This is a genomic window from Tardiphaga sp. 215_C5_N2_1, from assembly GCF_052076055.1.
Classification (GTDB): Bacteria; Pseudomonadota; Alphaproteobacteria; order Rhizobiales; family Xanthobacteraceae; genus Tardiphaga; species Tardiphaga robiniae.
Map to the genome: position 1 here is coordinate 3,425,535 of NZ_CP197240.1, position 24,621 is coordinate 3,450,155.

Genomic DNA, 24,621 nt, shown 5'->3' on the forward strand with positions numbered 1-24,621 from the left:
GGCTTTGTTGTTTTCAGGTCCTGACAGGACTGATCTTCCAGGTCAGCACCATGATGCCTGCCGTCAAGGCGCCCGAGATTGCAGAGGCAATTGGCAGCACCAGTGCCAGTGCCGCAGTCGCAGCCCAGCCGATCGACGAGAAGGCTTCAGCAAAGGTTGCGATACGCGATGACGTCTGACGTCGCCTGAATTGGCTGCGCCTTGCCTGCACCCTGAACCAGAGCTGGATAGCCGTCGCCGAGGCTGCCGCCACGACAGTTGCCAATGCCGTCACCGCAGCAAGCCGCAGTGAGACGAGCGCGAGACCCGCGACCATCGGCGTGAACACCACGGCGATGATCACGAGCACGACTTCGACCTTGGCCGTGATGATCGTGTTTGCCGGAAGCGGCGCGGTTGTGACCAGATCCGCAGCGTCCTCACCGGAGATCGTCAGCCAGGCCAAGCCGCCGGCGAGCTGACCGGCCGCCATCACGATCACCGGCGCCAGCACGATGAACGCGCCTGCCCCCTCGCCGAAGCTGCGCCACAGCATCAAGGCCGGCGGCAGCAGATACAGCAGTTGCATCAGCGTTTGCGAGACCAACCACGGATCGCGCCACAACAGGATAAACTCCTTGCGACGCAAGGCGTTACGCCGGGATCCCGTCCGGAACGGTCTTACGACTTTCTTGCGACGAACTTGCGCCAATGGCACGGCACTGGCCACGTAATTGCTGAATCGCGGCGAGAAGATCGCCATCGTGATGCCAAGCAGGATCAACCCGGCCGCCAGCAGCGGCACCAGTGCTGCGATATCGCCGAGCATCGCGCGCGCGGGCCACCACACCACGCTGTCCGCCGCCGGCGCAAAGGCGGCTGCGGCATCGGAGGTCAGCACGGCAAAACGCGACAGCGTGCCGTAAGAGAGAATCGCCGCAACCTGCAATGCGATGACGAAACCTGCGCCAGTGACCGCCGAAATGATCTGTGCCACCAGCCGCGTCTTGGCAGGGCCGCAGAGCTGAAACAATCCGACAGTGATGGCGATAGCGCACGCAGACGCCGACAGGCCCATGGCAATGACGACGGCATAGGCGGAGAACCAGCGTGCGCCGCCGCCGATTACCAGTACGTTGACGAAAGGCGTCGCCAGCAGCATCGCCATCAGGGTCACTGTCAAAGCGATGGCCGCGATGCGGACGGAGAACAGGTTGGTGAGCGGCGCCGGCGACGACATGATGAGATCGAGATCGGCGCGCGCGTAGAATACGCGGGTGACGGACTCGATGGCCTGCGACAGAACGAGCGCCCAGGCGAGGAAGATACTCGCAGTGATAACAATCGCCGTCGATTGATCGAGCGGCGTCTGCACATCTGCGAAACGGCCGACCACCGCATAGGCCGGCAAATGCAGGAAAATCACGAAGACAATCAGCAGAAGCGAAACGCTGCGCGGACGCCAGCGACGGCCCGCCGTGAGCATGCTCAGCATCTCTCGCCAGGCCAGCCGGACTTCGTGGCCGGCAAACCACATCACGCTGGCGGATGGCGTCATGCGGCAACCGGCGCGCCGTCCACCAGCGCCACGAACATATCTTCGAGGCTGGTGTCGCCCTGTCCGTTCTGCTGACGCAATTCGGCAAGCGTACCTTCGGCGATCAGCCTGCCTGCGGCGATCACGCCGATCCGGTCAGCCATGCGCTCGGCGACTTCGAGAATATGCGTGGTCATGATCACGGTGCAGCCGGAGCGCACGCGATCCTGCAGCAGGCCCTTGACGTGACGCGCCGACACGGCATCGAGTCCGGTCAGCGGTTCATCGAGAATGATCAGCCGAGGTTCGTGCACGAGTGCGCCGGCCAGCGCCACCTTCTGGCGCATGCCCTTGGAGAAGCCTTCGCATCGCTCATGCAGATGTGGACCAAGACCTAGCGATGCCAACAATTCATGCGACGTGCGCTCTGCCGTTTCAGCATCGCAGCCCCATAGACCGGCAACGAATTCGAGATATTCGAGCGGCGTCAACTTGTCATAGATCATCGGCTCATCGGACACCCAGGCCATGATCTGTTTCGCTGCCACCGGATCGGCGAGCGCGTCGATACCAAGTATCGACACCGATCCTGAATCGGGGCGCAGCAATCCAGCGACCATGCGCAATGTCGTCGTCTTGCCGGCTCCGTTGGCACCCAGCAGCGCATAGAACTCGCCAGCACGAACCGTGAGATCGAGTCCGTCGACAGCTGGCCGATCGAAACGTTTCGTTAACCCTCGCAATTCGAGGGCAGCGTGTGTTGCGGACATGACAGACGATCTGCGCGTTAAGTTGCGTAGCAACATGGAGGGAAGTTGTTTCAGGGCAGTGAATCCGATGACGTAACTACGCCGCCTCACGCGCCTGGTGGTATCTATATGCACATCGGGATTGATGACCCCATCAATCCTCCCACTCACGCATGTGCGTTTGTAATCTCTTATGCCGGCAATTTAACTAGATCTGGCGGGAACAATACAACCCTGAATAGATTTACGCTGACCTGCAAAGATTGATCTCCGGAGATTCGCGATGACACGGCTAGCTGCCTTGAAGGTCCCTGCTGTAGCCGAGTTCGATGCGCCGTATTTTCTGACTTGTCCCGGCATCGGAAAGGTTACAACCGACTACAAGAAAAACCAGAACATCTTTTGTCAGGGTGAGACGGCAGATTCTGTTTGTTACATCCTGAGTGGACGTATCAAGCTCACGGTCCTGTCCGAACAAGGCAAGGAAGCTGTCGTCGGCCTGCTCGAACCCGGACAGTTCCTGGGTGAGGGTTGCCTGAATGGTCATCCGCTGCGCACCGTCACAACGACGGCGATGGAAGACTGCACCATCGTTACCATCAACAAGTCGGTGATGCTCGCCCATCTGCGCGACGAGCCCGCTTTCGCAGAATTCTTCGTCGCCTATCTTCTGTCGCGCAACAACCGCATCGAAGAAGATCTGATCGATCAGTTGTTCAATTCAAGCGAGAAGCGCCTCGCGCGCCTGTTGCTGATCCTCGCTCACTATGGCGAGGGAGGTGTCAGCCATCCCATCGATATCGACATCAGTCAGGAAATGCTGGCGGAGATGATCGGCACCACGCGGTCGCGCGTCAGCTTCTTCATGAACAAGTTTCGTAAGCTCGGCTTCGTCAGCTATGACGGACATATTCAGGTCCACAGATCGCTGCTCGATGCGGCGTTTAACGAGAAGCCACATTTGCAACGTGGCATGTAGCGATGCGTGCGTAACCAGACAACCATGCTCCGCACTGGCGCGACGGCATCCGGGGGACCGGCAGATGGCAAGCATCCTGATCGTCGACGATGACAAGGTCGTTCAGATCTTCACCAAATTGATGCTTGAGCGCGAAGGCCACCGCGTTACCTGCGCGAGCGACGGCCCGCGCGCGCGCCACATTCTCCGCAACACGGATTTCGATCTGCTCATCATCGATATCTTCATGCCCGGGATGAACGGGCTGGAGACGATGAAGCTGGCGCATCGGTGCCGCCCGGAGATCCCGATCATCGTCATGTCAGGTCACGCGGCCTCACCGGCAGGCGTGTCCGCGCCCGATTTTCTCGCGATGTCCACCGAGCTCGGCGCCGTCTGTCGCCTCCAGAAGCCCCTCAAATCAGCAGTTCTTCTCTCGCACGTGGACCGGTGCCTTGCGCCGGGGAATGGCTCGTCTCGGCTCCACTAGTATCGTCGCGCATTCGATCACGACTGATGCTGGCATCGCCCGAAGCCAAAATCTGCTGCGGCATAATGGAATCATGATACCAGGATACCTACACATCAGAGGTAATTAAGGGCTCCTTCACTCGGCTTCCCTATTTTCACGTGGAATTTCAGTGCCGCAGCAAAATTGCTTGTCGCGGTCCAAGGGGCATGTCGATGCAAGCACTCAATTCTATTTCAGCACGTATGATTGTCGCCATCACGCTCGTCGCTGCCGGATCGTGCGGCGCGCTCGCTGCCTTCAGCATGTGGCAGCAACAGGCGATCATCGACACAGCCCTTAGTCGCGAAGCGCATGATGACTACGCCAATCTCACGGCAGCGCTGAATGCCGAAACGCGCACGCTGCTCGCAGTTGCCGAGTCGATCGCGTCGTCACAGCCGATCAAGGACGCCATCAAGGCGAACGATCGTGCCAGTGCGCTCGCGAATCTGAAGGAGGCCCATCAGCGTATCAAGCCGCGCGGCCTCGAACTGATCACCATTCAAACACCGCCGGCCATCAGCTTCGCCCGCGTCCACAATCCCGGCACCTTCGGAGACAACGTTTCCGAGCGCCGCAAGATGGTGGTGCAGGCGATGACCAGCAAGAAGTCGGTCGGCGGCATCGAGCCCGGCCGTGATGCGCTCAACGTCTTTGGCGTAGCACCGGCGATGGATGGTGATACCATTCTCGGCACGATCGATGTCGGCGCTCCGTTCGGCAAGACTTTCGTCGACACCATGAAGTCGCGTTTCGGTGTCGATGTCGGCATTCACCAGATCGACGGCCAGGCCGGCAAGACGCTGGCGTCCACCCTGAAGTCGGCTGCTCCGGGTGTCGATATGCTGCGTCGCGCGCTTGCCGGCGAAGTTGTGACCCAATATGGCGAACTCGACAACAAGCCCGTTGCCACGACCTTCGGCGCAATCAAGAGCTTTTCGGGCGACAACATCGCCGTCTTCGAAATCACCCGTGATACCAGCGGATATCACAGCCTGATGCGATCCTCGCTGAATTGGCTGGCCATCATTTCTGCCTGCGTGCTGCTGCTCGCCGGTGCCATCGCAACCTTCATGGGCCGCTCGATGGCGAAGCCGATCCGCGCACTCGAAACTGCGATGCGGACCATTGCGGGCGGTAATCACACGATCGCGGTGCCGGGTGCAGGCCGCAAGGACGAGATCGGCTCGATGGCCGGCGCCGTCGAAATCTTCAAGACCGGGCTGATCGAAACCGAGCAGCTGCGCGCCGCCCAGGAAGAGCAGCGCGAGCGCGCCCAGCTTGATCGCCGCGACACCATGAGTGCTCTCGCCTCGCGCTTCGAGGGCAGCGTTGGTACCGTAGTCACCGCCGTTGGTTCGGCTGCCGGCGAACTCCGCACAACCGCGCAATCGATGGCGGCCACCGCCGAGGAATCGACCCGGCAGACCGCAGCTGTCGCGGCAGCATCCGAGGAGGCCACGCAGAGCGCTCAGGCGGTCGCCGCTGCTATCGAAGAGCTCAATGCCTCGATCAGCGAGATCGCACAGCAGGTCAACGAATCTGCCCGCGTCGCCGGCGATGCGGTATCGCAGGCCAACGTCACCAATAGCGAAGTGCAGAGTCTTGCGGAGGCCGCGCAGAAGATCGGCGACGTCGTCAAGCTGATTAGCGAGATCGCTGCGCAGACCAACCTGCTCGCACTCAATGCCACCATCGAAGCGGCCCGCGCAGGTGAAGCCGGCCGCGGCTTCGCCGTCGTCGCTTCCGAAGTGAAGGCACTGGCCACCCAGACGTCGAAGGCAACGGACGAAATCTCGGCACAGGTCGGCGCGATTCAGAGCGCCACGAAGCTCTCGGTGGGTTCGATCCAAAGCATCACCTCGACCATCGGCCGCGTCAGCGAGATCGCAAGCGCCATCGCCGCCGCCGTCGAGGAACAGGGCGCAGCCACGCTCGAAATCGCCCGCAACGTCGCCGAAGCCGCCCGCGGCACCGGCGAGGTCTCGCAAAACATTGCCGGCGTCAATGACGCCGCCCGCGAGACCGGCCTCGCCGCGTCGCGCGTGGTGGAGTCGGCCGCGGACCTGTCACGCAACGGCGAAGATCTGCGCACGCAGGTCGATGTGTTCCTCCGCGAAGTGCGGGCGGCGTAATTCTTCCGGCGGCGCGCTTCGGCACGCCGCTCTTCCATTGCGAACAAAGCGGGAATCAGCGAGCGTGATTCGTCACCTCGGATACATGCCTTGCTCGCTCAAGCCTCTTATCTCGACGCCCTCAATCCAGAACAACGCCGTGCCGTCGAGCATGGCGTGTTCCCGCATGGGAACAGCGTCACGTCTGCTCCGCTGTTGGTCATCGCCGGTGCCGGTTCCGGCAAGACCAACACCCTCGCCCACCGCGTCGCGCATCTGCTCGTCAACGGCGCCGATCCGCGCCGCATCCTGCTGATGACCTTCTCACGGCGCGCGGCCAGCGAGATGAGCCGCCGCGTCGAGCGCATCGCGCGCCAAGTGATGGGCGACAATGCCGGCGTCATGACCGATGCGCTGGCCTGGGCTGGCACATTCCATGGCATCGGCGCGCGGCTGCTGCGGGACTATGCCGAACAAATCGGACTCGATCCCGGTTTCACCATTCACGACCGCGAGGATTCCGCCGACCTGATGAATCTGGTCCGGCACGAACTCGGCTTCTCCAAAACCGAGACGCGCTTCCCGACAAAAGGCACATGCCTCGCGATCTATTCCCGCTGCGTCAATTCCGAGACCGAACTCGATCAGGTGCTCGGTGCGTCCTATCCGTGGTGCGCGGCGTGGTCAGCCGAGCTGCGCGAACTGTTCGCCGGCTATGTCGAAGCCAAGCAGAAGCAGAACGTGCTCGATTACGACGACCTGCTTCTATACTGGGCGCAGATGGCGAGCGAACCGCTACTGGCTAGCGATATCGGCGGTCGCTTCGATCACGTGCTCGTGGACGAATATCAGGACACTAATCGCCTGCAATCGGCGATCCTGATGGCTTTGAAGCCCAACGGGGCGGGCCTCACCGTTGTCGGCGATGACGCGCAGTCGATCTATTCGTTTCGCGCCGCCACCGTACGCAACATTCTGGATTTCCCCGGGCAGTTCAGCCCGCCGGCTGACATCATCACGCTTGACCGCAACTATCGCTCGACGCAACCGATCCTGGCGGCGGCCAATGGCGTGATCGATCTCGCGCGTGAACGCTATACGAAGAATCTCTGGACCGATCGCGTCTCCTCCGCTAGGCCGCAACTCGTCACCATCCGGGATGAGACCGATCAGGCCCGCGCCATCGTTGCGCGTGTGCTCGACAATCGCGAAGGCGGCATGAAGCTGAAGGAACAAGCCGTGCTTTTCCGGACGTCCTCGCACAGCGGATCACTCGAAGTGGAGCTGACGCGGCGGAACATTCCATTCGTCAAATTTGGCGGCCTGAAATTTCTCGACGCCGCGCATGTGAAGGACATGCTGGCGCTGCTGCGTTTCGTGGAGAACCCACGTGACCGCGTCGCCGGTTTCCGGCTGATGCAATTGCTACCCGGTGTGGGACCAGCTTCCGCACAGCGCGCGCTGGATCACATGATCGCGGCACCCGATCCGATCGACGCCCTCGCTCACGCGCCGGCCCCGCCCCGCGCAGCAGCCGACTGGCGCGGCTTTGTCGAGGTCATCAGCGAGATCAAGTCACGCCGTGCGGGCTGGCCCGCCGAGCTGGAACTGGCGCGACGCTGGTATGAGCCACATCTCGATCGCATTCACGAGGATTCGCTGACGCGCCGCGCCGATCTGATCCAGCTCGAAGCGATCGCATCAGGCTATCCGTCGCGCGAACGTTTTCTCACCGAACTCACGCTCGATCCGCCGGACGCGACCAGCGATCAGTCCGGCGTGCCGCTGCTCGACGAGGACTATCTGATCCTCTCGACCATCCATTCCGCCAAAGGGCAGGAATGGAAGTCTGTCTATGTGCTGAATGTGGTCGATGGCTGCATGCCGTCGGATTTGGGCACCGGGACATCAGCGGAGATCGAGGAAGAGCGCCGGCTGCTTTATGTGGCGATGACGCGCGCCAAGGACGATCTGCATCTGATGGTGCCGCAGCGTTTCTTCACCCACGGCCAGCACGCACAAGGTGACCGCCACGTCTATGCGTCGCGCACCCGCTTCATTCCGGAAGCGCTGCTCGGCCTGTTCGAGCGCACAACCTGGCCGCAAGTGGCCGCCGCTGATCCCGCGCGCGCGGCGGCGCAGGGTGTGCGCATGGACATCAATTCGCGGATGCGCGCGATCTGGCGCTAGAGCTTCTCATCCCACTCCGGCACGCCGCTGAAGCGCGCCACCAGGAAATCGATGAACAGCCGCACTTTTACGGCGAGATGCCGCGTGGGCGGATAGATCGCATAGAGCGTCAGCGGCGGTGCTTCGTAGGTATTGAGCACGCTGCGCAGAGCGCCCGCGCGCAATGCATCGCCGGCAATGAAGGTCGGCAGCAGCGCGACGCCCCTGCCCTTGATCGCGGCATCGCGCAGTACTTCAGCATTGTTGACGCAGAGCGTCCAGCTCGGCTGGATCCAGTGATCGTTGCCATCCCTGCCGGTCAGCTTCCACTGATTGCCCGTGAGTAGGAAGCCATAGGTGAGCAGCGCGTGGCTGCGCAGATCCTCCGGCAGCTTCGGTGTGCCATGCTGCTTGAGATAGTCCGGCGACGCGCAAACTGCGCGATCGATGGCGACGATTTTTCGCGCGATGAGACTTGAAGACTCCAGGTCGGCGATGCGAAGCGTCACGTCGAAACCGCCCTGCATCGGGTCGACCTGATCGTCCGACAGTACGAGTTGAATCTGCAACTCTGGGCACTGCGCCATGAAGTCGGCAATGGCAGGCCCGAGCTGCAGCGTGCCGAATGACATCGGCGCATTGACGCGCAGCAATCCGCGCGGCGTCGACTGCGCCTGCGCCACCGCCTGATCGGCGGCTTCGAGATCGGCGAGGATGGTCAGCGCGCGCTCGAAATAGGCCTGACCGTTCTCGGTCGCGCTGGCATGGCGCGTGGTGCGGTTGAGCAATTGCACGCCGAGGTCCTGTTCGAGCTCGCCGACATATTTCGAGATCGCCGAGCGCGACAGCCGCAGCTGCCGCCCTGCTTCGGAGAAGCTGCCGAGTTCGACGACTTTGACGAAGGCGCGCAGGCTGTTGAGCTTATCCATGGAGCATTCCCGACTGTCCCCAATTCATAGACAGTCATGTCACAAATGGCCAGATTGTCTTTGAACGGGGATGCCCCAATTATCCCGGCAACGGAAGACGAGACGCCTTCCTAACCAGGAGACAGACCATGTCAGGCATCCACCATGTCACCGCAATCGCCGGTAACGCCTTGCGGAATTTCGATTTTTACACCCGCGCGCTGGGCATGCGCTTCGTCAAGAAGACCGTCAATTTCGACGATCCGGGCACCTACCACTTCTACTACGGCGATGAGACCGGCAAGCCGGGCACCATCCTGACCTTCTTCCCGTGGGAGCATGCGGCCCCCGGCCGAGGCGGCGTGGGCCAGACCCAGCAGACTTCGTTCCGGGTCCCTGCCCGCTCGCTCGGCTACTGGACGCATCGCTTCATCGAGAAGGGCATTGCCCATGAGGCGCTCGAAAAGCGCTTCGGCGAAGCCGTGCTGCCCTTCACCGATCCGGACGGCATGAGCCTTGCGCTGGTCGGCGTTACCGGCGCGGAGAACGAGCCCGGCTGGAGCAATGGCGACGTTCCGGCCGAGCACGCGATCCGCGGCTTCCATGGCGTGACGCTTCTGCTGGAGAAGGCCGAGAAGACCAGCGCGATCCTCACCGACGTGTTCGGCTTCAAGGAAACGGCGCGTGAAGGCTCGATCATTCGCCTGAGCACCGACAGCGTCGAAGGTGGCATTGTCGACATCTATGAGGCCGGCGGTTTCCTGCCGGGCCGTCAGGGCCGCGGCTCGGTGCATCACGTCGCTTTCCGCGCCGTGGATGATGCCGATCAGCAGGTGATGGCTAACAAGCTGGTGAAGACCTACGGCCAGCAGCCGACGGAGCAGAAGGATCGCAACTACTTCCGTTCGGTCTATTTCCGCGAGCCAGGCGGCGTGCTGTTCGAGATTGCGACCGACATCCCCGGCTTCGCCGTGGATGAGCCCGTCGAATCCCTTGGCGAGCATCTGAAACTGCCCGCGTTCCTCGAAAAGCATCGCGGCGAGATCGAGCGCGTGTTGCCGGCGCTCGACACTGAAAAGGTGACGTCATGAGTAACGACCTGTCCCACATCCATCGCTTCGCGCCGGGCAACCGGCGCGAGGCAACGCCGCTCCTGCTGCTGCATGGCACCGGCGGTGACGAAAGCGACCTGCTCCCGCTCGGCGAGGCGATTGCGCCGGGTGCAGCACTGCTCTCGCCCCGCGGTCAGGTGCTGGAGCACGGCATGCCGCGCTTCTTCCGCCGGCTCGCCGAAGGCGTGTTCGATGAGAACGACGTTCGGCGTCGCGCTAATGACCTTGCAGACTTCGTAGTCGAAGCCCGCAAGCGCTACGGGCTCAAAGCACCGATCGCGCTCGGCTATTCCAACGGCGCCAATATCGCCGCGGCAATGATGCTGTTGCGCCCCGAGGCGCTGGCCGGCGGCATATTGTTGCGGGCGATGGTCCCTCTACATGAACCACCGGTGGCAGATCTCGCTGGCAAGCCGGTACTGATCGTGTCGGGCCAATCCGATCCGATCATCCCGCCAAGCAATTCGCAGCGGCTTGCCGTGATGCTGGCAAACGCGGGGGCCGATGTGCAGCATCGCACGCTGCCCGTTGGCCATCAGCTCTCGCAGGCGGATCTGACCATTGCGAAGGAATGGTTGGGGAATGTTGAAGCAACGAACCAAGCCGCGGCATAACCTCTCCCCGCCTGCGGGGAGAGGTCGAAGGCGAGCGCAGCGGAGCCTTCGGGTGAGGGGGAGTTAGTGGTTTGCGCTTAAGTGTATCATGCGCTCCCCCTCACCCGGCTTTCACGCGCTCCGCGCGCTTCAGCCGACCTCTCCCCGCCAAGCGGGGAGAGGTAAGAAGGCCAATTACAAGTTCGCTCCGCTGAACATCTCGCTGTACCAATCCGCGATCAGCTTTGGATTGATGCGACCATCGACGATGAACACGCCCTGCGCGCCATCGGCGACCCAGGTCTTCACGGCATCGAGATCGGCGAGCGTCCGCACAACAACGCCATCGGCGCCATATCCGCGCGCAATGGCCGCAAAATCGGTCACCGGAAATTGCGCCATACCCGCATTGTAGCCTTCCGGCCCGAAGTGATGCACCTCGGCGCTGTAGGCGCTGTCGTTATAGATGAAGATGCAGATGCGCTTCTTCAGCCGCACCGCGGTCTCAAGTTCCGCGATCGACATCAGAAAACCGCCATCGCCGACGGCCAGCACAGTCAGCCGCTCCGGCTGCGTCACTGCCGCACCGATCGCGCCGGCAAGGCCGAGACCGATGGACTGGAACGCAATCGGAATGCACCAACCCTTGTGGTCGGGCGCTGAAATATAGCGCGTCACCCAGCCGACAAAATGGCCGCCGTCGACAACGACCGTGCGATCCTTCGGCAGGATATCGTCCATCGCCTTGCTCAGCGTGCGCGGATCGATGTGGTCGGCAGTGCTGGTGTCGTCATAGGCCAGATTATGATTGCCTCTGGCAGTCATCACCGCGGCAACCTCGGGCGTGCGCCAGCCGGCCTCGCTGGGCGGCGTCTTATCAAACGCCTGCAACACGGCAGTGGCCACAGCCGATGCATCGCCTTCGAGCTCGAGATCGACCGGGCGATGCACGCCGATGCGGCCCTTCTCGACATCGATCTGCACGAGCTGAGCATAGTCCGAAATCAGCTTGCCCTTCTTCGTGGTCCACATGTTCAGCGACATGCCGAAAGCAAGGATCATGTCGCTCTGCGCGATCAGCTCAGCCGTTGCTTTCGAGGAGAAGCCTCCGGCCACACCCAGATTCCACGGATGACCGGAAAACATCCCATGCGCCTGCAACGACGTCGCCAGCAACGCGCCAAGTTTGTCGGCCAGTTGAACCAGCAGCGGCTGCGCATCGGCCACGACAGCGCCATGACCCGCCAGAATCAGCGGTCTCTTCGATGTCCGGATCGTCGCAACAAGTTCATCCAGCTTCGCCGGATTGATCGTGACCCGCGGCATGATCGGCAAATGCTTCTTGCCCATCGTCGCCGTCACCGGCATTTCCTGCACATTGATCGGCAGGCTGAGCACGACCGGCTTGCGCTCGCGCAGAGCCACCGAGGCTGCTTTCCAGGTGTCGGCGTAAGCGCTCTGTGCATCGGTGATCTGACGCCACTCGCCGCCGACCGCGTGAACGAGTTCCGACTGATTGAAGGCAAATGCCGACTGCTTGTCGCCGAGCACAACGTCACCTGCGAGAACGAGCAAAGGCGTGTCGCTCTTGGCCGCTTCGCCGATGCCGGTGATCGCATTAGTCAAACCCGGCCCGGCCGTTACGCTGACGATGGTCAGGTCGCGCGTCAGACGCGCCGCCACATCGGCCATGCTTACCGCGCCGCCTTCGTGGCGCGCAGCGACAAACTCGACACCGAACTCGGTCAATCCGAGCGTTACCTTGAAGTTTGCGCCGCCCACGAGGCCGAAACAGCGCTTGGCACCGATATCGGCGATCGCGCGTGCGACTTCGCGCCAGACGGTCGAATTGGCCGGGGTGTGGTCGAGAACTGCAGCGGATGAGGATGTCATGAGGTCACTTTGCACCGATCGCGATCTCCTCGACATTCAAGGATCGGGCCAAAGTAGTTTAGGTCTAAAGGAATTGCCATATGTCGATCGCGCTGGCCCAATCACGTGATCGGGAGAGCGGAACAGACGCAAAAATGCCATCTGCGGTGATCCTCAGTGGCCAATTCCGCGTAAATGCAGCCTTATTTGAGGGCAGATCGACTGGCGGCTACGCCCGTCCGGCGATCACCATGCTGTGCAAATCGTCAGCCATCTTCGGCGCAGCAGCGCCTTCAAGCGACGATCGCAGGGCCTCGATATCGGCATCCGGGACCGGGCGCCATCCGCAGGGGCACTGGCCGTCCTGATGGGCAGCAGCAACTTCGCGATAGGTCGCGCCGATCGCGGTTGCCAGAAGACGCATCACCACATCGGGCGGCAGACGCGAACTGTCGAGCACGCGGCAGAACGTCGTCATGATGGCCTGGTTGAGATAGGTCTGTGCCGAATTCTCATCGGTGATATCGGAGACCTTGACCTGCTGCGGAAGCATGCGCGTATCCTTTGCGACCCCTGCGTTTGTCTAGGCCGCGGTCGCGTCATGCTCAACTTGTTTCGGGACCACGGGCCTTAGAAGCCCTCAAGCCTGTCATGTTTTGAATGGATCAAAACAGGATGTGTCGTGCGCACATTCTTTGTTCGGCTGCGCTTTGCTTTATTCTGCTGCAGCTTGCGCTTGTCCCGCGCTGGCATCGAGATGCATGGTCTCGATACGTCTCACCTTGCTGATCGAACCCATGATCAGCGGCACGCGCTGATGAATCGCCGTCGGCGCAAGATCGAGAATGCGGGCACGGCCCGTGGTCGCACCGCCGCCGGCCTGTTCGACGATGAAGGCCATCGGATGCGCTTCATAGACGAGACGCAGCCGGCCATCGGCATAGCCCTTGCGCGCATCGGACGGATAGAGAAACACGCCGCCCCGGATCAGGATGCGATAGGCCTCGGCGACCAGGGCTGCGATCCAGCGCATATTGAAATTCTTGCCGCGCGGGCCATCGACGCCTGCGAGGCACTCTTCGACGAAGTCGCGCACCGGCGCTTCCCAGTGGCGATGGTTGGACGCATTGATGGCATATTCCGAGCTCTCGGCCGGGATCTGCACGCGCTGGCGAATGCGCTTGTAGCTCCCAGCGGCGCGATCGAGCGTGAAGATTTCGACGCCATCACCAAGCGTGAGGACCAGCGATGTCTGCGGACCATAGACGACGAAGCCGGCAGCAATCTGCGCGCTGCCCTTCTGCGTGAACGGCACAGCGTCCTTCGACGTCGGCATGATCGAGAAGATCGTTCCGACGGTCATATTGGTTTCGATATTCGACGATCCGTCGAGCGGATCGTAGGCGATCTCCAGCAGTCCGCCGCCGTCGCGGATATCCGCCGTCTCGGCTTCCTCGGAGGCCAGCGCTGCCCAGGACACCGGCTTCAGCGCGGTACGAACAATCTCGTCGGCGCGGACATCGAGATCCTTCTGCACGTCGCCATCGGCATTCTGCGCACCCTGCGCCTCGCCGGTAATTCCGGCCAGCGCGCCGCAGCCGATCAGGTCGGAGATTTCGATGGAGGCCCTGGCGAAGGCATCGACCGCAGCAGCCACGGCCAGCCGCAGCGGGTCCTGTCCGGCGTAGTCAGCCGTATATCGGGACAGGGGCATGTGGTCGGTCATCGCAATCTCCGCAAAATACTGGGCTCCTTCTGGCACATGGCCGCGTCCGGAAGGCCCGGGAATGGCAGAAATGGGTCATTTTGCCCACAGATATTGACCCGCTGGGCCAAATAAAGGAACTTTCGTAAGAATCGGGCGGCGAAAGTTTTCCTTATATGACGAAGCGCTTCCGCGACATCTCGATCCGCCAGCTGCGTGCACTGGCCGCCGTCGCCGCCAGCGGCAGTATTACGGCGGCAGCTTTGAAGCTGCGCCTGACACAGCCGGCTGTCACCTTGCAACTGCGCAACCTGCAAGGCCTCGCCGGCCTGCCGCTGATCCAGCGCACTGGCGACGGGATGGTCCTCACCGATGCCGGCCGCGAGGTGCTGGCGCTGTCGGAACGGATCGAGGCGGCGATGGCCGCCTGCGCGACATCGCTGGACATGATGGCCGGCAAGACCGGCGGGCGCATCTCCATCGGCGCCGTCAGCACCGCGAAATACTTCGTGCCCTTCGCAATCTCGGCCTTCGCGAAGCTCCATCCCAAGATCGAGATCTTGCTGACGGTCGGCAATCGCGAGGAGACCATCGCAGGTCTGCGCAGCTACGATCTCGATATCGCGATCATGGGCCGGCCGCCGGCCGGGATCGACATGGATGTGAACCTGATCGGCGATCATCCGCATGTGATCATCGCGCCGAGCGATCATCGCCTCGCGGGCAAGGCACGCCTCTCCATGAGCGATCTTGGAGGCGAGACTTTCCTGACGCGCGAGCCCGGCTCGGGCACGCGCGGGTTGATGGAGCAATTGTTCGAGAGCGCAGGCTTGCGCGCCACGATCGGCATGGAGATGGACAGCAACGAGACCATCAAACAGGCCGTGATGGCCGGGCTCGGCATCGCCTTCATCTCCGCGCATACGGTGGCCACCGAACTGGAGCAGCGGCGACTGGTGATGCTGGATGTGATCGGCCTGCCGATCATCCGGCAATGGTTCGTACTCAACCGCAAGGACAAGGTGCTGCTGCCGCCGGCGCAGGCGATGCGCGCATTCCTCGCCGCACAGGGCGCGCAGTTCCTGCCTGCGACGGAAACCGGCAAATCTGCGCCGGTACGCCGCAAGTCCCGCAGCCGCGCGGCGCTATAGCGACCGACCTGGCCTCACCTTGTAGCATCCGGCGAGGGTGATATGGTGTCGCCAGCCTGAGCGCCAACACATCCCTTTATCAGTCATCGGAGAATTCAATGCCTGCTGCCTCGGCAGATAGCACTGCGCCCGTCAGCGTCGTGACCGCCCTTTATCTCGGCACCAAGGTGCTTCACACCGAAGCCGAGCGCTCCGGCATCATCAAGGACATGTTGCGCGGTGACGTCAGCCGCAAGGGCTATGTCCTGCTGCAGCGGAATCTGCTGGCCGCCTATCAGGCGCTGGAAGCCGGACTTGAGAGCCATCGCGACACGCCTGTGCTCGCCGCACTCGCCCAGTATCGGCTCGACCGTGCATCGGCCATGCAAGCCGATCTCAATGTGCTGTGCGATGGCGATTTCTCGGCTGTGCCGATGCTGCCTGCTGGCGAAGCCTATGCCAAGCGCATCGCGGATGCCGCCAAGGGCGACGGCGAATTGCTGATTGCCCACGCCTATACGCGCTATCTCGGCGATCTCTCCGGCGGCCAGATTCTCAAGCGCCTGCTCGCCAAGAAGCCCGGCCTCGCGCCGGAGGAATTGTCGTTCTACGACTTCCCGGCCTATGCCGATCTCGCCGCGCTGAAGTCGGACTATCGCAACGCGCTCGACGAGGCCGGCAAGCTTGCCAAGAATCCGCAGGCGATCATCGATGAAGGCTCGGTCGCGTTCCAGCTCAACACCGATCTGTCCTGGGCGGTGCAGGGTGCGATCGAAGCGGAGCAGGTGGCTTCTTAGCCTCTCCCCGCCTGCGGGGAGAAGGAAATTACTTCCAGCTGACCAGCGGCGGCATCGAGCTCAGAATGTTCTCGACGTTGCCGCCGGTCTGCAGGCCGAACATCGTGCCCTTGTCGTAGAGCAGATTGAACTCGACATAGAGCCCGCGCATTTCGAGCTGCTGCGCGCGCTCTTCCTCGGTCCAGGCTTCCTGCATCCGTGCGCGCACGATGCGCGGATAGACATCGAGGAAGGCCGAGCCGACATCACGCGTGAACGCAAAGTCCTTCTCGAAATCGCCGGTGTTGAGCTGATCGAAGAAGATGCCGCCGACGCCGCGCGCCACGCCGCGATGCGGCAGGAAGAAGTAGTCGTCGGCCCAGGCCTTGAACTTCTTGTAGTAAGCGGGATCATGCGCATCACAGGCGCCGCGCATCGCATCGTGAAACGTGATCGTATCCGGCGCATCGACCTTGCGCTGCTCCGGCAGCATCGGCGTCAGATCCGCGCCGCCGCCGAACCAGCCCACTGCCGTCGACAGGAAGCGCGTGTTCATGTGCACGGTCGGCACGCGCGGGCTGCGCGGATGCATGATCAGGCTGATGCTGCTGGAGACGTAATCGAGCTGCGATCCGCCGCCCGGCATTTGCCGCGCCATTTCCGGCGACAGCTTGCCGTTCGCGGATGACGTATGGATGCCGATCTTCTCGAACAGCCGGCCGCCCGAGAGGAAGCCGCCGACGCCGCCGCCGATGCCTGTCGCACGGGTCCACGGCTTGTAGGTGAACGTGGCCGGCGCGCCCGGGAACAGCGCCTGCGGCGCCTCGCGCTCCAGCGCCTCGATCTCGGCGCAGATGCGGTCGCGGAGGGATTCGAACCAGACCTTGGCACGGGTGCGGTTCTGTTCGATTTCTGGACTGACGATCGGGGTCATGATGTTCATGGTCTTTTCGCTCATGATGTTCGTACAGTCTATATGCCGCTTGCAGCGCGATGGCACCTTGAGATGCGTCAAAACGTGAGGTGAATCGCCGGTTTTGCGGAATTGCCGCGCCTCGCCAAGAGCGCCGCGGCGGTGTATCAGAGGCGGCAAAATCATGCCTGTCGGCACCAGTTTCCGGAACCCAAGCATTTGACCCAGTCCGCGCCCCGCAAGCCGTTCCTCGATGTCCTCGCCGGCCAGCGCCAGGCGGTGCCGCCGCTCTGGATGATGCGTCAGGCCGGACGTTATCTGCCTGAATATCGCGAGGTTCGTGCGCAGGCCGGCGGTTTCCTCGATCTGTGTTTCAATCCGGATTTCGCCACTGAAGTGACGCTGCAGCCGATCCGGCGTTTCGGCTTCGATGCCGCGATCATCTTCTCGGATATCCTGGTGATCCCTTATGCCCTTGGCCGCTCGGTCCGCTTCGAGGTCGGCGAAGGCCCGCGGCTCGATCCGCTGGACACGCCGGAAAAGGTCGCGACGCTCTCACCCGAGGCCGACTTCACGAAGCTTGAGCCGGTGTTCGAAGCACTGCGCCGCGTGCGCGCGCAGCTCGATCCGAAGATTACGCTGATCGGATTCTGCGGCGCGCCCTGGACCGTTGCGACCTACATGGTCGCCGGCAAGGGCACGCCGGATCAGGCGCCGGCGCGGATGATGGCCTATCGGCATCCCGAGGCCTTCGCAAAAATCATCGACACCATCGTCGAGAACTCGATCACCTATCTGCTGAGCCAGCTCAAGGCCGGCGCCGATGTGCTGCAGATCTTCGATACCTGGGCCGGCATACTGCCTGCAGCGGAATTCCAGCGCTGGTCGGTCGAGCCGACCAAGCGCATCATCGCCGGCGTGCGCGCCAAGGTGCCGAATGCGAAGATCATCGGCTTCCCGCGCGGCGCCGGCGCGCTGCTGCCGAGCTATGTCGGCGCAACCGGTGTCGATGCCGTGAGCATCGACTGGGCCGCCGAGCCGTCCTTCGTACGCGAGCGGGTGCAGAGCCACGTCGCCGTGCAGGGCAATCTCGATCCGCTGGTACTGATCGCCGGCGGCGCAGCGCTCGACCGCGCCGTCGATGACGTGCTGGCGAATTATGCCAGCGGACGCTTCATCTTCAATCTCGGCCACGGCATCCAGCCGGAAACGCCGATCGCCCATGTGGAGCAGATGGTGAAGCGGGTGCGGGATTTCAGGGGATAGCATCTTGCTTCTCCCTCCCCCTTGCGGGGAGGGTGGCGCGTTGCGAGCGCAGCGAGCAAACGTGACGGGTGGGGGTGCCCCACGTGAGAGCGTCGCTTGTGGCTCCCCCACCCCGGCCTATCGGCCGACCCTCCCCACCTAGCGAAGCTTCGCTTCGCGTGGGGGGAGGGATATTTCTGGCGCCGTCGCGCCATCGCAAACCCAGAATTTCAAACAGCCACGGCTCTTCAGACATGCGTCATCGCCCCCATTGTTTGCGGCGCGGGGGCGCCGTCGTCTCCTGCATTCCTACCCCCTTGTGAGAGGGCGTGCGGAACGCCGGGTGCCCGTTGCACCCTTGGGCCTGATGCGATGCGGTCTTCCGCAATTGTGAGTGCATCAGGACTTTCGGAGGCGCCGAGCAAGTGCCCGACGTTCCGCCTGCGGTGTTTTTTCGGTTGCTTGCACATCTGCCATGGCGAACGGTCCCATCACCAAAATTAATGTCCCAGGGCGGAGGGACAGGGTAGCCGCAAAGCACTTGGCCGAACGCGTTTCGATTTGGTCGTCCGTCACACTGTCCAGGGGGTCTTTCCATCCCAAGGTCGGCCGTCTCCTTGCCAGTGGCAGTGCTGGCGCAGATCCGTCCTGCCCGAAGACAGACGTCACCCCCAAACCGCGTAACGCCGCATCTCCGGCGTCCACCGCATCCCACCCCGCGAACGTGACGATCGCGATCGCCCCTCTCGGTGGGGCAGGACGAAGGGGAATATAAACCTGATGGGGATGGTGTCAACGGGAGATAGGAAAAAATATCCAGGTACGGTCTTCCAGCCCCACACTGTCATTCCCCGGCAAACCAATTGGTTTGCCTGAGGGCGCGAGGAGACGCCGAAGGCGGCGTATCGCGAACCTCAGCCACTCCAATTGGAGTGGCGGGGAATCCCAGCATGTTCAGCGGAAAACACTCCGGGATTCCGGGTTCGCGTGCGGCTGGCGCCGCCCACGCCCCGGAATGACCGCAGGAAACTTGCGCTGGGCCGGCGAACCTATTTCGCCGCCTGCTTGCCGTCGACGAAGCTGACTTCCACGCCCTTCTTCACGGATGCACCGAGGCGCTCTACGTCCCAGTTGGTGAGACGCACGCAGCCGTGGGAATCGCTCTTGCTGACGCGGGACGGATCCGACGTGCCGTGGATGCCATAACTCTTCTCCGACAGGCCGATCCACATGGCACCGACGGGATTGTTGGGGCCGCCATTGATGGTGAAGGGCTTCGACGATTCCACGCCCTTGAACTTGTATTTCGGATCGTAACGATAGACCGGGTTGGCGTGAACCGACGTCACTTTCAGTGCACCCGATGGCGTCGGCTTCTCATCGCTGCCGACGCTGGCAGGATAGAAGGCGAGCAACGCGCCGTCCTTGGCGAAGGCCTTCACGGTCTGCCGGACCTTGTCGACCTCAAGGCGGCTGACCTTGTCGGGCTTGCGATCCGAAAGCTTGACGATGGTGATGGTCTCACCGGCCTTGTCGAACTTTGCTTTGGGATTGAGCGTCTCGATCAGATCCTGGCTCATATGGAAGCGTTCGCCGAGGGCTTCGCGGGCGCTGGTGTAGTCCAGCTTCTTCAGCGATTTCATCTCTTCCATCTTGACCGGAAGCTTGTCGAGATATGGGCCCTTCACGTCCTTCTCAGTCAGCACATAGTCGGTCATGACCGGGTCCGATGATCCCGCCTGCAGCTTCGCCCAGATCTCCGGCGTCAGCGCCTTGCCGGACGGCAGGCTGTTGGCTTCCGCGAAAGCCAGCAGTGCCTTCTCCACATTGTCGCCGAACATCCCGTCGATCTCGCCCGGCGAGAAATGCGCGCGGTCGAGCAGCACCTGGAGCTTCACCGCCAGCGAGCTGAGCTTCTCGTCGGGCGGCAGCTTGCCCGTGAAATTGGCTGCGTTGATCGTCTCGGCATTGAAAGCCCTGGACGGCTTGTCGGAATCCTTGGCGAGGGCTGCGCCCTGCGCCAGCAGCGACAGTCCGACCGCGACGATGAGGCTGCGCATAGCGTCTCTTTCCGGCTGAGTGATGGATGATGCGCACCGGCGCATCTCTCCAAGACAAAGCCAAGAACCGCCTCTGGTTCCATCCTGACGCGATGCACGCCGTGATCGCGCCCTACCGCCCCTTTTCTTTCCGCCACGCTGCGAAATCCACCAGCGTTTGCTCGTCCGTCGCGGGGTAAAGCCCGAAGATGCCTTTGCCGTTCTGTACCTGCTCGGTGACGAAATCCTCGAAGGCCGTCATTTCGAAGGCCTCGTTGGCGATCTCGTCGGCGAGATGCGCGGGAATGACGATGACGCCGTCGCTGTCACCCAGAATGACGTCGCCGGGAAACACCGGCGCGTCGCCGCAGCCGATCGGGCCGTTGATCTCGATGGCCTGATGCAGCGTCAGATTGGTCGGGGCGCTTGGACGATGGTGATAGGCGGGAAAGCCGAGTTTGGCGATTTCAGCGGAATCGCGGAAGCCGCCATCGGTGATGACACCGGCAACGCCGCGCTGCGCCAGCCGGTTGATCAGGATCGCGCCTGCGGACGCCGCACGCGCATCCTTGCGGCTGTCCATCACCAGCACGGCACCGGGCGGGCAATCCTCGACAGCCTTGCGCTGGGGATGCGAACGGTCCCTGAACACGTCGAGCTTGTTGAGATCCTCGCGCGCCGGCATGTAGCGCAGCGTGAAGGCCTCGCCCACCAGCGTCGGCTGATCCGGGCCGAGCGGATGGACATCCTGGATGCACTGATTGCGGAAGCCGCGCTTGTAGAGCGCGGTGGCCACCGTGGCGGTGGAAATGGTCTTGAGTTTGGCGCGGGTCGCGTCGCTGAGCTTGGTCATGGGATCACTCACTCAATAAATCACGGGTTCTTTGACCGGCGCGCCGAAGTCGGTGCGCAGGAAGTCGAAGTCGCAGCCTTCATTGGCCTGCTGGATATGTTTGGTGAACATCCAGCCATAGCCGCGTTCGTAATTGCGCTCCGGGGCTTTCCACGCCGCGCGACGCTTTTCCATTTCGGCATCCGAGATGTCGAGATTGATCGTGCGGGCATCGACGTCGAGGGTGATCATGTCGCCATTCTCGACCAACGCCAGCGGACCGCCGATAAAGGATTCCGGCGCCACATGCAGGATGCAGGCGCCATAGCTGGTGCCGCTCATGCGCGCATCCGACAAGCGGACCATGTCGCGCACGCCCTGCTTCACCAGCTTCTTCGGGATCGGCAGCATGCCCCATTCCGGCATGCCCGGCCCGCCCTGCGGACCCGCATTGCGCAGGATCAGCACATGATCGGCCGTCACATCGAGGCTCTCGTCATCGATCGCCTTCTTCATGCTGGGATAGTCGTCAAACACCAGTGCCGGGCCGGTATGCTTGAGGAAGCGCGGCTCGCAGGCTGACGGTTTGATGACGCAGCCATCGGGCGCGAGGTTGCCCTTCAGCACCGCGAGCGCGCCCTCGGCGTAGATGGGATCTTTGACGGTTCGGATGACGTCGTCGTTATAGACTTCAGCGCCGGCGATGTTCTCACCCAGCGTCTTGCCGGTGACGGTCATCACGTCGAGATGCAGATGCTCCTTGATGCGGCTCATCAGTCCCGGCAGGCCGCCGGCATAGAAGAAATCCTCCATCAGATATTTGTCGCCGGACGGGCGGACATTGGCGATCACGGGCACCTTGCGGCTGGCGATCTCGAAATCGTCGAGGCCAATGTCCTGACCGGCGCGGCGCGCCTGCGCGATCAGATGGATGATCGCATTGGTCGAGCAGCCCATCGCCATCGCCACGGTGATGGCGTTCTCGAAGGCCTTGCGCGTCTGGATCTTCTGCGGCGTGAGATCCTCCCACACCATCTCGACGATGCGACGGCCGCATTCACTGGCCATGCGGATGTGACCGGCGTCTGCAGCGGGGATCGACGATGCGCCCGGCAGCGTCATGCCGATGGACTCCGCGATCGCCGTCATGGTCGAGGCCGTGCCCATGGTCATGCAGGTACCGTAGCTGCGGGCAATGCCGCCCTCGACCTCGACCCATTCCTTGTCGGAGATCTTGCCGGCGCGGCGCTCGTCCCAGTATTTCCAGGCGTCGGAGCCGGAGCCCAGCGTCTTGCCCTTCCAGTTGCCGCGCAGCATCGGGCCGGCCGGCAGATAGATCGCGGGATAGCCGGCACTGGTGGCGCCAAGCAGAAGCCCCGGCGTGGTCTTGTCGCAGCCACCCATCAGCACCACGCCATCGACCGGATGGCCGCGCAGCAGTTCCTCGGCGTCCATTGCCAGCATGTTGCGATAGAGCATCGTGGTCGGCTTCAGGAAGCTCTCCGACAGCGACAGCGCCGGCAGCTCCATCGGGAAGCCACCGGCCATCAGGATGCCGCGCTTCACATCGTCGACGCGGGTCTTGAAATGCATGTGGCACGGCTGCGCTTCCGACCAGGTATTGAGAATGGCGATGACGGGACGCCCGGCCCACTCCACCGGCGCATAGCCTTGCTGCATGGCGCGCGAGCGATGGCCGAAGGCACGCAGGTCGTCCGGCGCGAACCAGCGTGCGCTGCGGAGTTGATCGGGAGTCTTCTTGTGGCCCGGCATAATTCCATCCCTGTTTCTTTTTGCTTTGGCACGACTTACTTTTGCACGATGCGAACCAGTCAAGCCGGTCGAGTGTGCCGGATTCGACTGTAGCGGTTCAAGACCGCCTGGCCAATGTCCGGTCCGGCGTCTGTGCGTCTGCCAGCCGATGCGCTTCCAGTGCCTCGGCATAGAGCGCGAGACCTTCGGCCACCTTCTGACGCTGGGCCGGGGCCAGTTGCTGCAAGGCATTGGTGACCTGCCGCTGCCCATAGGCCTCGATCGCCTCGCGGGTCCGCCGCCCCTTGGCCGTGAGCAACAGCCGCTTGACGCGGCCGTCGCCGGCACTGGCGGCTTCCTTCAGCTCGCCGGCGTCGATCAGCTTGCGGATCATCCGGCTGACGCTGGATTTCTCCAGCCCGAGAAACGCGGATAATTCGACCGCGGTCATCGCCTCGCGCGCGCCAATCTCCAGCAGCGTATGCACCGCCGATGGCGGATAGTCGGTCGCTGCAACCGTTGCCTGCATGAAACCGAGTTCGCGCACCATCAGACGCGACGCGGCGCGGATGTGATCAATCAAATCGGCGTCAATATCGGACAATCGCAGGCTCCTTGACGATAGTTGCATAATACAACTATATTGCTGGCAACGAATAACGCCCGTGTTAGCACGATCCGTGCAAGGAATGATCATGACAACCAGCGCTGCCCAGTTCCGCCCCCGCGACCGCATGGCCGGACGCATCTGCCTCGTGACCGGCGGCGGCACCGGCATCGGCCGGGCGGCTGCGCTGCTGATGGCGCAGGAAGGCGCAGCTGCAGTGGTGATCGCAGGCCGTCGCGAGGCCGAGGGACAGGCCGCCGCCGACGACTGCGGCCGGTTCGGTGCCAAAACGCTGTTCGTGCGCACTGACGTAACCGAGGAGGCCGAGGTCGCCAGCCTGGTGCAGGCTGTGATGTCCCGTTTCGGGCGGCTCGACGTGGCCTTCAACAATGCCGGTTATCAGGAACGGCGCGCGCCGGTCGAGCAGCAGACAGAGGCGGTCTATGACACCGTGTTCGATGCCAATGTCCGCTCGGTGTTTCTTGGCCTGAAGCATCAGATCCAGGCCATGGAACTGAGTGGCGGCGGCCGCATCGTCATCAACGCGTCGGTGAGCGGCATCCGCAATCCCAATCCCGGCCTTGCGCTATATTCCGCATCGAAAGCGGCGGTGATCTCACTGATGCGTTCGGCAGCGATGGAATGCGGGCCGCGCGGCGTCCGCATCAATGCGGTGGCGCCGGGCCGCGTCGTCACCGACATGATGCTGGCCTCGGGGATCGCCGACATGTCGGCCGTCGCAGCCGGCCTGCCGATCCGGCGTATGGGCCAACCGCATGAAGTGGCCGAAGCCGTGGTGTGGCTCGCGTCCGACGATGCCGGCTACATCGTCGGCCATGTGCTATCGGCAGATGGCGGCTTCAGCGCGACCTGACGACGGCGCGCATCATTGCGTTGCAACAGACGAGCGAGACTGCAGAGCAGCACCGTGTGACTTGCAACGACTACGCCCTTGGCAACGTCCTTGCCATCGTCAAAGATCACAAGCCGATTGCCAAAGCCACCGCGACAGGTCAGCCTGAGGCGATGGAGATGGATTTGCGCGCCGCGTTCTGCCACCGCGCAACATCGGCATATATCATGACGATCCGGAGTATCTGACCGACCAACGACATCACCC

At 62.6% G+C, this 24,621-nt stretch carries 21 protein-coding genes; 10 read left to right on the plus strand and 11 right to left on the minus strand.

Annotation, left to right across the window (positions count from 1 at the left end):
- Nucleotides 1-13: 13 nt before the first annotated feature.
- Nucleotides 14-1,537: a permease gene (locus tag AB7828_RS16320; RefSeq protein WP_441230618.1), complete on the minus strand. Its 1,524-nt coding sequence runs from the start codon at nt 1,535-1,537 to the stop codon at nt 14-16.
- Nucleotides 1,534-2,322 (minus strand): ABC transporter ATP-binding protein, encoded by a 789-nt coding sequence (locus tag AB7828_RS16325; protein ID WP_441230619.1) that lies wholly within the window; start codon nt 2,320-2,322, stop codon nt 1,534-1,536. Before AB7828_RS16325 ends, AB7828_RS16320 begins: the two co-directional genes overlap by 4 nt.
- 226 nt (nt 2,323-2,548) lie before the next feature.
- On the opposite strand from AB7828_RS16325, the gene AB7828_RS16330 reads away from it, so the two are divergent.
- The 4 genes from AB7828_RS16330 (at nt 2,549) to AB7828_RS16345 (ending at nt 8,038) form a co-directional block, all read left to right on the plus strand.
- Entirely contained in the window at nt 2,549-3,244 is a 696-nt protein-coding gene (locus AB7828_RS16330; protein ID WP_441230620.1) for a Crp/Fnr family transcriptional regulator, read from the plus strand.
- 64 nt (nt 3,245-3,308) lie between these two features.
- Complete coding sequence (locus AB7828_RS16335; RefSeq protein WP_093757066.1) at nt 3,309-3,713, plus strand: response regulator; 405 nt, start codon at nt 3,309-3,311, stop codon at nt 3,711-3,713.
- A 194-nt stretch (nt 3,714-3,907) separates the two neighbouring features.
- Entirely contained in the window at nt 3,908-5,869 is a 1,962-nt protein-coding gene (locus tag AB7828_RS16340; protein ID WP_441230621.1) for a methyl-accepting chemotaxis protein, read from the plus strand.
- 90 nt (nt 5,870-5,959) lie between these two features.
- Complete coding sequence (locus tag AB7828_RS16345; RefSeq protein WP_441230622.1) at nt 5,960-8,038, plus strand: ATP-dependent helicase; 2,079 nt, start codon at nt 5,960-5,962, stop codon at nt 8,036-8,038.
- On the opposite strand, the gene AB7828_RS16350 is transcribed toward AB7828_RS16345, so the two are convergent.
- Nucleotides 8,035-8,946: a LysR substrate-binding domain-containing protein gene (locus AB7828_RS16350; protein WP_441230623.1), complete on the minus strand. Its 912-nt coding sequence runs from the start codon at nt 8,944-8,946 to the stop codon at nt 8,035-8,037. The two genes, AB7828_RS16345 and AB7828_RS16350, sit on opposite strands and share 4 nt — an antisense overlap.
- 128 nt (nt 8,947-9,074) lie before the next feature.
- Between AB7828_RS16350 and AB7828_RS16355 the strand changes: the two genes are divergently transcribed.
- Nucleotides 9,075-10,016 (plus strand): ring-cleaving dioxygenase, encoded by a 942-nt coding sequence (locus AB7828_RS16355; RefSeq protein WP_441230624.1) that lies wholly within the window; start codon nt 9,075-9,077, stop codon nt 10,014-10,016.
- Complete coding sequence (locus tag AB7828_RS16360; RefSeq protein WP_441230625.1) at nt 10,013-10,651, plus strand: alpha/beta hydrolase; 639 nt, start codon at nt 10,013-10,015, stop codon at nt 10,649-10,651. Before AB7828_RS16355 ends, AB7828_RS16360 begins: the two co-directional genes overlap by 4 nt.
- 174 nt (nt 10,652-10,825) lie before the next feature.
- On the opposite strand, the gene AB7828_RS16365 is transcribed toward AB7828_RS16360, so the two are convergent.
- The 3 genes from AB7828_RS16365 to AB7828_RS16375 form a co-directional block, all read right to left on the minus strand.
- On the minus strand, nt 10,826-12,523 hold the full coding sequence (locus tag AB7828_RS16365; protein ID WP_441230626.1) for a thiamine pyrophosphate-binding protein: 1,698 nt from the start codon (nt 12,521-12,523) through the stop codon (nt 10,826-10,828).
- A 208-nt stretch (nt 12,524-12,731) separates the two neighbouring features.
- Nucleotides 12,732-13,055 carry a hypothetical protein gene (locus AB7828_RS16370; RefSeq protein WP_441230627.1) on the minus strand — a complete coding sequence of 108 codons (324 nt, stop codon included), beginning with the start codon at nt 13,053-13,055 and terminating at the stop codon, nt 12,732-12,734.
- A gap of 162 nt (nt 13,056-13,217) precedes the next feature.
- Complete coding sequence (locus AB7828_RS16375; RefSeq protein WP_441230628.1) at nt 13,218-14,228, minus strand: class 1 fructose-bisphosphatase; 1,011 nt, start codon at nt 14,226-14,228, stop codon at nt 13,218-13,220.
- 155 nt (nt 14,229-14,383) lie between these two features.
- Between AB7828_RS16375 and AB7828_RS16380 the strand changes: the two genes are divergently transcribed.
- Both AB7828_RS16380 and AB7828_RS16385 read left to right on the plus strand, forming a co-directional pair.
- Nucleotides 14,384-15,358: a LysR family transcriptional regulator gene (locus AB7828_RS16380; RefSeq protein ID WP_441230629.1), complete on the plus strand. Its 975-nt coding sequence runs from the start codon at nt 14,384-14,386 to the stop codon at nt 15,356-15,358.
- Nucleotides 15,359-15,456: 98 nt separating this feature from the next.
- Nucleotides 15,457-16,134, plus strand: coding sequence for a heme oxygenase (biliverdin-producing) (locus AB7828_RS16385; RefSeq protein ID WP_441230630.1), 678 nt, complete (start codon nt 15,457-15,459; stop codon nt 16,132-16,134).
- Between the two features lie 28 nt (nt 16,135-16,162).
- Here AB7828_RS16385 and hemF read toward each other — a convergent pair whose 3' ends face one another.
- Entirely contained in the window at nt 16,163-17,056 is an 894-nt protein-coding gene (hemF, locus tag AB7828_RS16390; protein ID WP_441230631.1) for an oxygen-dependent coproporphyrinogen oxidase, read from the minus strand.
- A 189-nt stretch (nt 17,057-17,245) separates the two neighbouring features.
- Here hemF and hemE point away from each other — a divergent pair, with 189 nt between their 5' ends.
- A complete protein-coding gene (gene hemE / locus AB7828_RS16395) occupies nt 17,246-18,292 on the plus strand; it encodes a uroporphyrinogen decarboxylase (RefSeq protein ID WP_441230632.1) in 1,047 nt (348 codons plus the stop codon).
- A 1,028-nt stretch (nt 18,293-19,320) separates the two neighbouring features.
- Here the strand turns inward: hemE and AB7828_RS16400 are convergent.
- The 4 genes from AB7828_RS16400 to AB7828_RS16415 form a co-directional block, all read right to left on the minus strand.
- Nucleotides 19,321-20,331: a L,D-transpeptidase family protein gene (locus AB7828_RS16400; protein ID WP_441230633.1), complete on the minus strand. Its 1,011-nt coding sequence runs from the start codon at nt 20,329-20,331 to the stop codon at nt 19,321-19,323.
- Nucleotides 20,332-20,443: 112 nt separating this feature from the next.
- Nucleotides 20,444-21,163: a ribonuclease activity regulator RraA gene (locus AB7828_RS16405; protein ID WP_441230634.1), complete on the minus strand. Its 720-nt coding sequence runs from the start codon at nt 21,161-21,163 to the stop codon at nt 20,444-20,446.
- A 12-nt stretch (nt 21,164-21,175) separates the two neighbouring features.
- Nucleotides 21,176-22,915 carry an L-arabinonate dehydratase gene (gene araD / locus AB7828_RS16410; protein ID WP_439074831.1) on the minus strand — a complete coding sequence of 580 codons (1,740 nt, stop codon included), beginning with the start codon at nt 22,913-22,915 and terminating at the stop codon, nt 21,176-21,178.
- Nucleotides 22,916-23,012: 97 nt separating this feature from the next.
- Nucleotides 23,013-23,498, minus strand: coding sequence for a MarR family winged helix-turn-helix transcriptional regulator (locus AB7828_RS16415; protein ID WP_374725612.1), 486 nt, complete (start codon nt 23,496-23,498; stop codon nt 23,013-23,015).
- Nucleotides 23,499-23,589: 91 nt separating this feature from the next.
- Here AB7828_RS16415 and AB7828_RS16420 point away from each other — a divergent pair, with 91 nt between their 5' ends.
- Complete coding sequence (locus AB7828_RS16420; protein ID WP_441230635.1) at nt 23,590-24,375, plus strand: SDR family NAD(P)-dependent oxidoreductase; 786 nt, start codon at nt 23,590-23,592, stop codon at nt 24,373-24,375.
- Nucleotides 24,376-24,621: the final 246 nt, after the last annotated feature.